Below are 12,147 nucleotides of genomic sequence, written 5' to 3'. Positions count from 1 at the left end.
CATACACTTGGCGCATGACGATCAAGAATGAGAACAAGGCCAAAGTTGCCGTGCCCGGTGATTTCCTAATTGGGATCGGCGGTGCGCTGGCCACAATCTGCGTATTGATCGCGATCTTCGTGGCGTTTAGCGGGGGAACTGCCGGCACCGTGCTTGGCGGAGTAGTCCCCGGGCTGCTGCTGGTGGTGGTCGGCTACCTCAAGAAGATTGCCGTCGCGGTATCGGCGGATCTGTAAGCAGACGCGACCGCAGCATGAGCGCGCCCGTCTCCTTGCGCCCCTGCTTCTCCCACTGATCGACCTCACGAATATGTGCGGTCATCCGATGGCAGCGGGTCGGCGGTTCGACGGCGTACCGGCCCTGATTCTTCGGGTCCGTGCACTCGCCTAGTGGGCCACCGCACTTCGGGCACAACAGCGCCTCATAAGTGGACAGGGCGAGCATCTTGTCCTGCTCCATGTCCGACCACTCCGACTCACCCTCGGCAGGCATCCAGCCCCGGAAACGCCGGTGACTGATGCCCAACTGCCGGGCAACCTCTACTTGCCGGCGGAATCCTGCGTCGCCTTGAAGGCGGTCAACGAAAAAGGGACTGCCGACTCACCCGCATTCACGTTCGTCACCGCGGCACGAAACCGCTCGAACTGAGACCGGGTGAGATCCTTGGAGAACTCGGTCCAGTCAGCCGGCTTGAACTCCTGCAGCGCACCGTCCGCGTCCAGCACCTCGGCGATGGAAGCCGGGGCGTCGTGCGACAGGATCGCGTCGAAGATCGTCTCCGTGTTGAAGCCGTACTCTTTGTCCAGCTCGACGCCCTCGCGCGGCGGGTGGGCCTCAACGAACTCATCCCACTTGGAGCGGGGCAGGCCGCGGACCACGAACGTGACGGTCTGCTCGCGCTGGGCCTCGAACAGCCGGTGCTGCTCGCGCTGCAACGCGGCCACCGGATCGTTGAGGCGGTTGTCGATCAGCTTCTCTTTCAGCTTCGTCTCGAGCTGCTCGGTCACTGCCTCGTACTGGGCCACAAGCGACCCGTCCAGGCAGACACTCACACGACGCTCGGCGCGCTTCACGGAAAGGGCCACAGGGGCCTCCTAAACCTTTGGGGGCAGGGTGTTGGTGGGGGTAGAACCCCGTGAGTGCCGCGCCCCACCGGCACGACACTCACGGGAGATAGAAGGGGCTACTAGATCGCCACCGTCGCGTCCTTCACCTCGCCGGTGACGAACATCTTCGTGGTGGCCGTCAGGACCGAGTTCGCCTCGGGCGCGTTCGGGCGATATGCGCCAGCCTCGGTCGGATACACGCGCACCTTCTGCGACGCCGCGAACGCATCCTCGTAGGCGATGCCGCGACGGATCACCACGTAGCCGGTCGTCCCCCGCACGAGGGTGTCCACCGCCTTGTTGTCCGTCGCCGCGTTCGGCGAGTTCGTGTTGTCGATGTACGTGAGTTCGAGCGAGTTCGAGGACCGGCCCGGCTGCTCGAATACCTGCACAGAGCACAGGCGCTCGTCGGCGATTGACTGCTCATCGACCGTCGCGGCCAGTCCGCCGCCGGTGATGTAGCAGGACAGGTCGACAGCGGTGCCGGCGCCAAGCTCGGTCACCGTCGGTGCCGTCGGATCAGCGATGGTCGGAACGAAGACCACACGGACATTGCCGTCGGCCGGAGTGGATGGAATCTCAGCCATATCTAGGCCTCCTTCTTAGGTGCTGCCGACTTGGCAACGACGTGATGTTTGGGCCGGCGAGGCTGCTGCGCCGCCGGGTATCTGTCCGACTTGATGAGCTCGAACAGGCCGGCATCGATGCGCCAGTCCGTCTCGAGCACGTCGAACTCGTGCTTGGTTTCCTTGTCCTTCACGCGGACATAAGCCACGGGCGGACTCCTTTCGGGCATGAAAAAAGCCGCCCCGAAGGACGGCTCAGAACTCATGGAATTAGGGGAGGGTCACGCGCCAGTCGAGAACCGCGTAGCTCACCGGCGGGCTGACATCGAGATCCTGCATGATGTGCTGCACGTTCGGCACCGCCTCCACCCGCTGACCGGCCACACGCGCCCCCTCAAGGGCCGCAATGACCTTCCGGCAGATGATGTGCGCCGACGTCTGATTCGCGCCCACAACAGTCGTCCTCCACCGCTCAACACGGCCGTGAACATCCCGGGACAGTGCGCGCTTCGACGGGGACTGCGCGGACCCCATCACCAGCACATACGGCAGCAACGGCGTATCCGGCACATCGCCGTCATGCACGTTCGCGATCCCCGACAACAGCGCCAGAAACTCCGAATGAGCACTCAAAGCGAGTCACCCCACTTCGACACCAGCTTGCCCAACTCCGAATACGTGCGCGGCTCCTCAGTAGCAAGCGGGCCATCAATATCGCCCGTGCCACCACCACGGCTCGTACCGAAGTAGTAGATGTTGCCGAGAGCGCCACCGCGGCGGCCCTTGTCCGGCCCGATCTCATAGCGAAGATGGCCAACAGCAGCCGCAGAGTCATACGAGATCGCACCCGTCATGCCCTTGAAGTGGGCTGACTCCTTCACTGCTGCCACCATGTCGTTCTTGATGTTCAGCGCGCCCTTCTCAAGGACCGCATCAACCTCCGGCAAAGCCTTCGACGCGATGCGGCCAAGACTGGCCTCGAACCTGTGGAGTTCGGACAGGTCAACTTCGATGCCCATCACTTCACCCACAATTCGACGGCCCAGCGATCAGCGGTCTTGTAGGTGCCACGAGCCATCTCCACCAGCCGAAGCCGCAAGCCCACGAGATCCGGGTCCATCGGCGACGCATCAATGACCACCTGGTCGTCAATACGAAGCTGCGACGTCACCGGAAAGTGGACTGCGAGCTGACCGAAGTAGTAGTTCGTTGCCCCGGCCGCTTCCTCCTTGGCTTGAAGGCCCGAGGATTGCACCTTGCACTTGCCCGTATAGGCGGTCGTGAAGGTCGGCGAAACGACGCCCGTCTCCGGGTCCGTTGCCTCCGAGCCGGGCCGAAACACCGTGCAAGAGTCCGTCATCAGGGACTCAGCCCAGAAGCGGCCCTCCAGCGTTGCAGCCTCAGGGATCATCAGTAGGACTCCCATGTCGTCGGACTCGACCAGTACCCAGCCAGGCGAGCGGCGTTGTACGGCGTGATCGTGAATGCATCGCCACTGGAGCCCGGAGAGAGCAGGCCCCATTCCTCGTCCGTCAGGTAGAGCGCGCCCGACGACAGTGCCGAATCGACGGTCTCTGTGCGGGAGAAGTCGTCAATCGACACGGTGTGCTGACGGAGGCCCTTGGGATTGTTCAGAACCCGGATGATCGCCGTAGCGAACACCGACCGAACAACGCCGGCAGGGATATCGCCAGCGGCCACCTGCTCAGCGAAGTCAGGAACCCGGGACAGCACCATCGCCTCTAGATCGTCCAGCCACGCCGTCACCTGAGCCGTCTCGGCAGTGGTGAGGGCGCGGCCAAGACGAACGCTCACATCATCGACGGTTGCGTATGCCATGGCCGCGCCTCCCAGCTATTCGGACTTCTTCGCGGTGCGCCTGCGCGGCGCGGGAGACTGCTTCTCCTGCGCCGCTTCAACGGCCGGCTCCGTAAAACCGGCACGCACAAGCTGGTCGACGAACGCCTCAGCGACGTCAACCGGCTTGCGCGTGTACGGATTGATGAGAGTCGGCATTACGGGGCGGTCGTCGCGCCGGTCAGCTTCACGAAGTGAGCGCCGTTGCGGACGATGAAGCCGACCTCGACCTCAGCACGCAGAGCGAACATGTTGCGCTGCCAGAGGTTGATCTGCACGCCACCGTTGTTCACGGTCGCCTGGTCGCTGATGTCGACCTTGATGCCCTCGACCGAACCCCAGATGGCCGAACGGGCGAAGTCGCCGGCGAAGCCGATGGTGTCGGGGGCCGGGTCGGTCGGGTTGCCGTAGACGGCCGTCGACTTGAGGACTGGACGGGAGAGCAGGGAGCCAATGGCGCCCGAGTCGTTCCGCACGTCGCGCATCAGGGCGTAGTTGCCCTGACCGTCCTTCGCCGTCATGACCGTGCCCTCGGCCTGCGGGGACAGTAGCCAGTGGCTCAGATCGCCGCCGGCCGTAGCGACCGTCGACAGGGCGTTCACCAGGTCGCCAACAGTGTCAGTGCCGTCGACGGCCACAGCGGACGAGCTGGACAGGACGTCGAAGTTCGAGCCCGGAGCGGTCCCGTGGAGGATCGTCTGGTCGAACTTGCGGCCCAGAGCAGCGGGAAGCCGGCGAGCGAGCTCCGCGTACAGGCCCGGCAGGTCGCGGCGGAACTCGTCGGAGAACGTCTCGATGACGGCCAGCTTGTACGGGGTGATGGACTTGTTGCTTACCGTGGCCTGCGAGACCGGCTTTTCGTCGGTCTCGTTGACCCAGTCAGCCTCAGCGTCGCCGGTGATGATCGGGATGGTCAGCCCGGAACCCGGGAGAGTGATGCGCCGAGCGGCCTGCATGATGACAGACTCGTTCACGGCGTTGGCCCAGATCTCGGACGAGATCTCCTTCGGGAGGAGATCGGCCGCACCAGCGGAGGTGCGGTTCAGGTCGATGCCTGCCATTTGTTACTCCTAAGAGGACAGTTTTGAGGTGAAGAAGTCCGCGAACTGGTCACCAGTGGAGGACTTCTTGTCGCCGCCTTTCGCACCCTGCGAAAGGTCAGGCTTGGGGGACTTCGGAGCGGTCAGGCGAGACATGAGGAGATCAGCCTTCGCGGCAATGTCTTCCTCCGTGTCGCCAGTGAGGAACCCGACCAGATCGGCGGGCACCCCCTTCTCGAGGGCCACGCGACTCCGCAGGGACTCGGTACGCAGTGCGGCAAGCTCGGCGGCAGATTCAGCCGCCAGCCGGTTCGCCTTCTCAACCTCGGAGAGGTTGGCGTCTTCGATCTCCTTGAGCTTCGCCTTGTACTCGGCCGCAGCCTTCTCGGCTGCCTTGCGGGCATCGCGCTCCGCCTGGATAGCCTTCTTGCCGGCATCCCCCAGCTCGGGGGCTTCGGCATTTTCGGTTTCCGTCGACTCCGGGGCAATCGCCTCGGGCTCGACGGTCGGGTTCTCAGTGTTCTGCTCCGACATTGCGATTTCCCTCCATCGCGGAAGTGGCCCCAAGCGCATCGCGCGCAAGGGGAAGATTTTTGTTATTCCTCGCTGAACCATTTGCGGGGTGAGATTTTCGTTTCCTCTCGCCCGTAAACATTCAGAAGTCGGTACTCGTACTCGATCTGCGCCTCCTGCTCAGGAGTGAGGCGCCATCGCCCGTATGGGTTTCGCCCCTGTTGGACGGCTTCCCATCGCAGTCGAGAATCCTGAAGCCTGCGCTCGGCGGCAGTCAGAGAGTTTCGGGCGCCCTCCGGGCGTATGCCGGTGCGGCGAGCTTCTGCAATCTCTGCGCTCGCTCCTCGCCGAGTGCCACCTCGCCCGAGGGCGCCGAAACCGTCGACCCTCCCGCGGATCGCCCCTTCGGGGGTCTGGCCCCCGCCGACGATGTACCCGTAGCGCTCAAGCTCGGCAATCGTCTCCTCGCGGGAGAGCCCCTTGCGATAGATGGCCTCGGGCGTCAGGCGTGGCGGCTTCCCGCGGCCATAGAATCCACGACGCGACGTTCCCTCGTATGTCACAAGCCCGCCCGGCTTCATGCCTCGGCGAGAGTTGACGACCTGATAAATGTCGGCGCCATCATCAATGGCCTGCGCCCCCGCCTTGGTGAACACCTTTTGGCGCTCCTTGTCGGACAGGCTCTCGAAGTATTCATAGGGGTCGGTGGTCGCGCCCTCGGCCTTGCCGTGCATGGTCTGGACGTGCACGCAGTCGCACCCCGGGTGCCGACTAAAGCCCGTGTTCCACCAATAGACACGGCCGGCGAGAATCACGCACCGTGCGCACGATGGGGGGTTCAACATTCGGACGTACTGCACGCCCTTGCGAGTCGCCGTATCGACACCAGCGGCACCTCGGCCGCTGTCGGCAATCAGGGTGCCGACGGCCATCTCCAGGAACTTGCCGCCCTTGATCTTGGCCTGCTGCGGATCCATGCCCCCGCCGATCAGGCGCTTAGTGTGCGGCGCTGCCGAATACATGAGCCCGTCGAGCGGGCGACCGTCCGACGCGAACCCCGCGAAACCCGTCGGGTCGACGAACGCCTGCGGGGGCTCATAAAGACCCTGCGCCGCGAGCGTCGCCGCCCCGTAGGATGCGCCGGCTACCGCGGCCTCCTCCTGCAGCGCTGACATTGCTGCCACCAGCCCGGAATTGCGGAGAATTAGCTCCCAGGACGGCGAGATCATGCCAACCTGAACCTGGGACCAAGCGCGCCGGGCCTGCAGCTTTCCAAGCGACTGTAGACGCTGCATCTGCTTGTAGTGATCAACCGCCGGAGCCGGGATAGTCACGTCAGACCTCCTCGGCCACATCCTTCTCAAGGGCGGTCAGGGTGATTCGGGCCTCGCTCTCGAGATACCCGCGCTCCCGATCCTTGCGCGCCTCAGACCACCCAAGCTCGTCCCAGACACCCTCGCGGGAGAGGATGCCCTGACCGTTGGCATACAGCTTCGACATCGCATCCGCGGTCTGTGCCCGCGTCGGGGTGCCCGCGTCGTACCACTCGGTCTTGATGCGGGAACCCTGCACCCAGTCGCCAGTGCGGAACCGCAGCGATAGGGCCATGACCCAGCCCCACGAATCGCCAAACATCGCCTGCTTGCGCTCGGCATTCAGGATTAGCCGGGACTCATCCGCACGAATCGCGCCCTCGGCGGCCGGGTTCACGGACGTCTGACCGAAGTAGCGAGCGGGCAGGCCGGTAATGCCGGCGACCTGCTGCGCGTAGTGGTTGACGGTGTCATGGAAGTTCTTGAGATCCGACGCCGCGAACTGGCCCACCTTGGCGTCCTTGTTCGCGTTCGCCCAGATCGAATTGAAGTAGGCCTCCCACGCGGGAATCGGGTTCCCTGCCTTGTCTACGAAGTCGCCCTTCGTCATGCCGAGGACGTACTTCTGCGGCACCGAGTGGGTCTCGCCCGCGAGCTGCAGGTTCGTCAGTGACCGGCAGGCCGCATCCGTGAGCGAGATGACGTCTTTCATCTCCGAGCTGCCATCCCACCGACCAACGCGCCGGCGATTCAGGAACATCACCAGGGGAACGACGCCTAGGCCGTGCTCATCCTTGTCGATCTCTGTCCACTGACCGCGCACCCTCTCGAACCATGTGGTGCTGTTCGGCTCATACAGGGTTGCGAACTGGGCGGTCGGGTCCAAGTCGTCCTCGCCCGGCTCGAAGCGGGCAGCGACATCGATTCGTCGCCACCGTCGGTTGACGCGGGCCACAATCTCCCGCGGCGACTCCACTCGAATTAGCGGGAACTCAGGGTCGGCCTCGTTCGCACCGACCGACACGAACCCGCGCCCCAGGATCATCGTCTCCTGGTGATTCAGGACCGCCTCAGAATCAAGGTTGTTGTAGTCCCACTGTTCGAGCAGGTCATCGGACGCCTGGTCCTCGCCGGGCATGTAGAAGCGGCGCATCTGCAGCCGATCCGAGACCGAATCGACGGTAGTCCGGCACCAGTTCACTACAGTCTCGAGCTTCTCCATCTCCGGGGGAACCGCGAGACCAAGCCGCTCAAGCCGATGCGAGCCCTCGTAGTAGGCGTCATACCGGGTGTCGTCATTGACCCGCTGCTGAAGCTCCCGCTCCAGTTGCTCGAGGAGGTCTGAAACCTCACGGCTAACAGCCATCGGCTACCTCCTCATAGACAGAACATGCGGGAATCGACTTCTTCTTCAGTGAATTCATCAGCCACCAGCGCGTCGGACCATGCCTCATAGCAGAGGACGGACGACATGGCTTGATCGATTTTCTGGTTCTCGTTTGGCTTGCCCAGGATGTATCGCTGGCCGGTGCGCGCCCGAACCACCGCGTTCAAAACGTGCGTCCGAGTTATAACGCACCCGTCATGCCGAAATTCGGAATCATCACCATTGACGGCCTGCTTGAAGGCCTCGAGGACAGGATGGATTTTCGAGACGGTCGACGTTTCCCAGGCGAAGACCTTCGGCGCCCCGTCGGCGGTCTTGTATTTCGCCTGCCATTGTTTCAACTCGAGACGCCAGGAATCGTCCTCGACAACCTCCATAGCATCCGCTTCGGCGGAAATACCGCGGGCCGAGCCGGCGGGATCCAAGTAAGAGCGAACGACCTTGAAGCGGGCCTGCAGCTCATCGAACGCCGCGCGAACCTCGGCGCGGGGGATCAGAAGCGATCCGTCAGTGGGGCGCCAAATCGCGGGTTCGTGATTAGGGCCGTACGTCGGAGTGAACTGGTACCCGTCGGCAGTCATGGCCCGGAATCCCGTCCAGTCGTTATTGTTGGACAAGTCTCCCGCGAGCACGATGGGGGTGCCATCTGGTACCTCTCGGGGGGCCGACTTGCCGTCCCATGGGATTTCTTTGAGCCACGCGCCGGAGCCCTGGACGCGGCGGTTTCCGTAAAATCGCTCGGCCTCCGCCGGGTCGCGCCGCATCGCCTGCTTGATGTCCTCCTCGAGTCCATCAAGATTCATGAGCACCCAAGGGGCGTCCGAGTAATTGAATTTCAGGATCTTGCGGCGGTCGGCCTGGTTGGTCCACTTCCAACGCGCCGGCGGGGGCGTCCACTGGAAGTAGACGCCATCGGACGGGTTCTCGTAGAGATCCTTGACTACATTGTCGGTCGCGGGGTCGTCGGGATTGGAGGTAATGAACCCTCGTCCACCCATGGCCGTTAGCCCGCGCTTCTGTGTGCGGAAAACCTTCCACATGGACTCGTCGGCAAACAGGCCGGCCTCATCCCAGGGGACGCAAGTGACGCGTGCGCCAAGACGGGACTTGGCCTTGGAAGTCACGGGGACGATCTGATTCGATTTCCCGCCGGGGAGGCGAATGACCTCTTCGCCGGTCCGGGGAATCTGAGAGGAGAGGGGGCCGTAATCGATCATTGGCCGGAGGGCGCCGTAAGTATTCTCGGTCTGGGCCTCAGAGTTCGCCGTGATCTGAATTAGGGGCGCCGTCCATTTGCGCGCCATCGGCTCGCCGGGGCGGTAGTGGTAGACCCATCCGCAGTCGCAGCCCTGCTCTTCGCAATCCCAGACTTCTCCGCCCTTTGCGAACCCAGCGAAGAGGGCCGGGCCAACTGCCTCCACGCAAATCATGGCGGCCACGAGGGGCGACTTTCCCTTCTTCTGGGAGTCGATCAGAACCGAGAGCTGATGCACGAACGCCGAGGATTTCATCCCGGGCGTTGCCGACTTGCGGATCGCATAATGATTCGACACGAAGCAAAGCTGATAGTCGCGCAGTAGAAATGGCGGCTTGCGGCCATATGCATCGAAATCTCCGTCAGGCACGACGCAATGCTTCTCGATCCACTCCGGAACGACGTCCAGACTTAGGCCAGGCCACCACTTCAGCGCCTCAGAGGCTGTCTTAGGTTCCACCGCCATCGCCAACAGCCCTCAACCTTCGCTCGCGCGCCGACAGAGTGCCACTCGAGCCCTCATTCGACGACCTAGCCGCCTCTCGCTCGGCGCGCCGCTTGGATACTTGATCCCGAGCGATCTGCCAGCCGTTCAGACGAAGACCTGCGGGCGTCAAGCCGATCTGCTCGCGATAACGATGGAGCTGCCCGACAAGAGAGGCGTTCGAGCCGGGATCCAGCTCAACGGTCACCTTGAGGCGGCAATACTCCGCGATGACCGGCCAGCGCCATGGATCCAGTGCCCACGCGGCGGCCTGCGGAGTTCGCCACGCCTCGGCCCATACAGCGCCCTCGCGCGAATGAAAGTCCTCCGACGCACCCTCGTCGACCTCTCGGATCTTCTTCCCATCAGCAAAGTGCTCCGCGAAGAGCACGATGGGGTCGAGGGGGAAGGCGGGAATGTCACCCGAGAAGCCCTCCGAGGGGAGGGCCTGGAAGTCCAACCCACGTGCGGCCGAGCGACCGGAAGCGGGGTCCGGAGCCGGCCCCGAGTTCGCGCGGAATCCACCACTTGACATGCCGGACCACCGCCCTCCTGAATTGTTTGAACCCTCCGCGGACTTTTTTCACCTCACCGGCGGTGTCGGTGACTAGGCCCTTTAGGTCCCCCCGGGTAGGGTCATCCACAGGGTTATCAACAGGTTATCCACACGTTATGCACAACCTCCACATGTAGGTACAAAGGTTGATACAAACGCGGTTCAGGCATCGAATTGATGTGCTCGTTTGCCGCCATCAGATGTGTTGCAGCTTGGATGTTCAGCGCCCTTGTAGCCTGACCGATCATCGGTGTGGCCGAGGTGGAAGGGTGCGCCTGGCTGGATGGGTCGGTCGCAGGTGGGGCAGGTGACGCCACCCTGGTCGACCCGGGCCCGCCACTGTTTGCGTAGGCGGATATGGTCGGCGCCGTATCCGCGTTCGGTCCTCGTGCCGCGCTGCGCCTCGTACTCCCTGTTGTGCTGGGGACAGTACCGGCCGTCGCATATGCGGGGGCATCCGGGGCGTGGGCAGATGCGCTTAGCTCGTGGCATGTGACCTCGCTGGCTTGGCTCTACGCTCCGATGGTGACGGCCTCGTTGGCCCGTGAGCACCAGTCGGGGCCGGGGCGGCGGTGAGCTTGCCGGGCCCTACTGGCCGGGCCTATGCCGCGACTGTCACCGGCTCGTAGTTGATCTCGTATTCGCAGGTGAGGTCGGTCGCGGTGAGCTGTCGGCTGTGGTGTGCGCAGAAGTACAGGTCGAGCATGACGGGGATGACGGTCATGCGTGCTCGTGCTGCTGCGCCGCATCGGTCGTCGCCTACGTCGCAGCGTGTGCCTGTGGGGATGATGTCGCCCATGTCCCGCTCCTTTGCGGTGTGGCCCGCGGTGTGCGGGCTGGTTGCAGCGGGGCCGGGAATCGAACCCGAGGCTGCGGTTTTGGAGACCGCCGTTCTGCCACTGAACTACCCCGCCTGGCAGCGCTGTAACGGGCGCTTCCCGGACCGTCACCGTCAGGTGTCACGCTCGTTCGGCGTGGATCGTGGCAGCGTCAGGGCTCGAACCTGAAACCTCCCGCTTATGGGGCGGACGCTCTACCAATTGAGCTACAAAGCCGAGAACCCCCGAAGTGCGCATCGTCGAGAGGCGTCGGGGGTGTGGGGTGGGGACGATTCGAATAAGATGCAACCATGCCTATTACGTCGCAATTTGCTTCAAATTCTTCCAGTGAGAAGTCAACTGGAGAAGGTGCATCCGATGAGAAGGAGCTGAGCCCCGCCCAGGCCGGCAACGAGCGCCGCACTCGCCTAGCCCTATTCGCGGGAGCGTTTTTGATCGTTCTAGGTCTCGTTATATTGAGCTTCGCACTTGTTCGATTTATCACCGAGCGCCGCGGCATTGGACTAGTCGTTCCAGGATGCAGTCTGGTGGCGGCCGGCGTAGCCTCACTGGTCGCCACAATGGGAATTGCCTCTTGGAGCGAGCAACGAGAGCGCGACCGACAGGCGAAAGAGTATGAACATCGTGAAAAGGTCTATGAATCCATTGCCGAATTCATGATCGCCAGGTTCGTCGGCAAGGGCTACGACGCTTCGGCTGACGGTCAATTGCGCGCACGAGCGGCGCTCTGGGGTAGCCCAGCCGTTGTCGACGAACTTGCTGAATGGCAGCAAGCGTTAACGGTAGTCCTCGAGCGTTCCCGCGTCTTCTCGGTCGACGATAGTGGTAATCCTACGAGGGTCATGAGCCCACAAGATAGCGCGCTGGCAAAGAGGCGGCTGGGGTCCGCCCTGGCCGCAATGCGTCGAGATCTAGCTTCCGAGACCTCGCTTGAAGTAGACAAGGTATCGATCCTGCGTTCCATCTTCAACGAGGACATCCCCGCCAGCCTTTATGAAGAGGAAGCGTAGGGTGCGGCAGTTGAGCAGCGCGGACGCATGCAAGCGCAGCTAGGAGGCTGAAGCGTTGAGTTCGGCCCATGCCTAAGAAGCACCCCTCGCAGGTTGGCCATGGCATCGGATGCGATACACAACCTGCGAGGGGAAGGGCATAAAAGATGCCCCGCCGAGCGGCTAGGGCTTGATTTTGGGTTCGCTGTTTAGCGCTTTTGACTCACTTTATCATGATGAGG

General features: G+C 63.1%; 17 protein-coding genes and 2 tRNA genes. 2 read left to right on the top strand and 17 right to left on the bottom strand.

The window, feature by feature from the left end:
* Positions 1-14: 14 nt before the first annotated feature.
* Entirely contained in the window at positions 15-236 is a 222-nt protein-coding gene (locus tag ABD784_RS05165) for a hypothetical protein (RefSeq protein ID WP_344880860.1), read from the top strand.
* 303 nt (positions 237-539) lie between these two features.
* On the opposite strand, the gene ABD784_RS05160 is transcribed toward ABD784_RS05165, so the two are convergent.
* The 17 genes from ABD784_RS05160 to ABD784_RS05080 form a co-directional block, all read right to left on the bottom strand.
* On the bottom strand, positions 540-1,085 hold the full coding sequence (locus ABD784_RS05160) for a hypothetical protein (RefSeq protein WP_344880858.1): 546 nt from the start codon (positions 1,083-1,085) through the stop codon (positions 540-542).
* Positions 1,086-1,186: 101 nt separating this feature from the next.
* Positions 1,187-1,693 (bottom strand): phage tail tube protein, encoded by a 507-nt coding sequence (locus tag ABD784_RS05155; protein ID WP_344880854.1) that lies wholly within the window; start codon positions 1,691-1,693, stop codon positions 1,187-1,189.
* 2 nt (positions 1,694-1,695) lie between these two features.
* On the bottom strand, positions 1,696-1,866 hold the full coding sequence (locus tag ABD784_RS05150; protein WP_344880851.1) for a hypothetical protein: 171 nt from the start codon (positions 1,864-1,866) through the stop codon (positions 1,696-1,698).
* Between the two features lie 76 nt (positions 1,867-1,942).
* Positions 1,943-2,305 carry a hypothetical protein gene (locus ABD784_RS05145; RefSeq protein ID WP_344880848.1) on the bottom strand — a complete coding sequence of 121 codons (363 nt, stop codon included), beginning with the start codon at positions 2,303-2,305 and terminating at the stop codon, positions 1,943-1,945.
* On the bottom strand, positions 2,302-2,691 hold the full coding sequence (locus ABD784_RS05140; RefSeq protein ID WP_344880845.1) for a hypothetical protein: 390 nt from the start codon (positions 2,689-2,691) through the stop codon (positions 2,302-2,304). Before ABD784_RS05140 ends, ABD784_RS05145 begins: the two co-directional genes overlap by 4 nt.
* The gene (locus ABD784_RS05135; RefSeq protein WP_344880842.1) at positions 2,691-3,083 is read right to left on the bottom strand and encodes a DUF6093 family protein; all 393 of its coding nucleotides are present in this window, start codon (positions 3,081-3,083) and stop codon (positions 2,691-2,693) included. The genes ABD784_RS05140 and ABD784_RS05135 overlap by 1 nt, the downstream gene beginning before the upstream one ends.
* Complete coding sequence (locus tag ABD784_RS05130) at positions 3,083-3,511, bottom strand: Gp19/Gp15/Gp42 family protein (RefSeq protein WP_344880840.1); 429 nt, start codon at positions 3,509-3,511, stop codon at positions 3,083-3,085. Before ABD784_RS05130 ends, ABD784_RS05135 begins: the two co-directional genes overlap by 1 nt.
* A 15-nt stretch (positions 3,512-3,526) precedes the next feature.
* Entirely contained in the window at positions 3,527-3,688 is a 162-nt protein-coding gene (locus tag ABD784_RS05125; protein ID WP_344880838.1) for a hypothetical protein, read from the bottom strand.
* The gene (locus ABD784_RS05120; RefSeq protein ID WP_344880835.1) at positions 3,688-4,590 is read right to left on the bottom strand and encodes a phage major capsid protein; all 903 of its coding nucleotides are present in this window, start codon (positions 4,588-4,590) and stop codon (positions 3,688-3,690) included. The genes ABD784_RS05125 and ABD784_RS05120 overlap by 1 nt, the downstream gene beginning before the upstream one ends.
* Positions 4,591-4,599: 9 nt before the next feature.
* A complete protein-coding gene (locus ABD784_RS05115) occupies positions 4,600-5,103 on the bottom strand; it encodes a hypothetical protein (protein ID WP_344880832.1) in 504 nt (167 codons plus the stop codon).
* Positions 5,104-5,165: 62 nt separating this feature from the next.
* Positions 5,166-6,416 (bottom strand): VG15 protein, encoded by a 1,251-nt coding sequence (locus ABD784_RS05110; RefSeq protein WP_344880829.1) that lies wholly within the window; start codon positions 6,414-6,416, stop codon positions 5,166-5,168.
* 1 nt (position 6,417) lies between these two features.
* Positions 6,418-7,761 (bottom strand): phage portal protein, encoded by a 1,344-nt coding sequence (locus ABD784_RS05105; RefSeq protein ID WP_344880825.1) that lies wholly within the window; start codon positions 7,759-7,761, stop codon positions 6,418-6,420.
* A gap of 11 nt (positions 7,762-7,772) precedes the next feature.
* The gene (locus tag ABD784_RS05100; RefSeq protein WP_344880822.1) at positions 7,773-9,407 is read right to left on the bottom strand and encodes a hypothetical protein; all 1,635 of its coding nucleotides are present in this window, start codon (positions 9,405-9,407) and stop codon (positions 7,773-7,775) included.
* 79 nt (positions 9,408-9,486) lie between these two features.
* Complete coding sequence (locus ABD784_RS05095; protein ID WP_344880819.1) at positions 9,487-9,981, bottom strand: hypothetical protein; 495 nt, start codon at positions 9,979-9,981, stop codon at positions 9,487-9,489.
* Between the two features lie 697 nt (positions 9,982-10,678).
* The gene (locus ABD784_RS05090) at positions 10,679-10,876 is read right to left on the bottom strand and encodes a DUF7455 domain-containing protein (protein WP_344880816.1); all 198 of its coding nucleotides are present in this window, start codon (positions 10,874-10,876) and stop codon (positions 10,679-10,681) included.
* 44 nt (positions 10,877-10,920) lie between these two features.
* A tRNA-Trp gene (locus ABD784_RS05085) sits at positions 10,921-10,991 on the bottom strand.
* 68 nt (positions 10,992-11,059) lie between these two features.
* Positions 11,060-11,132, bottom strand: a tRNA-Met gene (locus ABD784_RS05080).
* A 74-nt stretch (positions 11,133-11,206) separates the two neighbouring features.
* Here ABD784_RS05080 and ABD784_RS05075 point away from each other — a divergent pair.
* Entirely contained in the window at positions 11,207-11,926 is a 720-nt protein-coding gene (locus ABD784_RS05075) for a hypothetical protein (protein ID WP_344880813.1), read from the top strand.
* The last annotated feature ends 221 nt before the right edge of the window (positions 11,927-12,147 follow it).

The organism is Zhihengliuella alba (assembly GCF_039538765.1).
Taxonomy (GTDB): Bacteria; Actinomycetota; Actinomycetes; order Actinomycetales; family Micrococcaceae; genus Zhihengliuella; species Zhihengliuella alba.
This window is presented reverse-complemented; position numbering and strand designations above follow the sequence as displayed.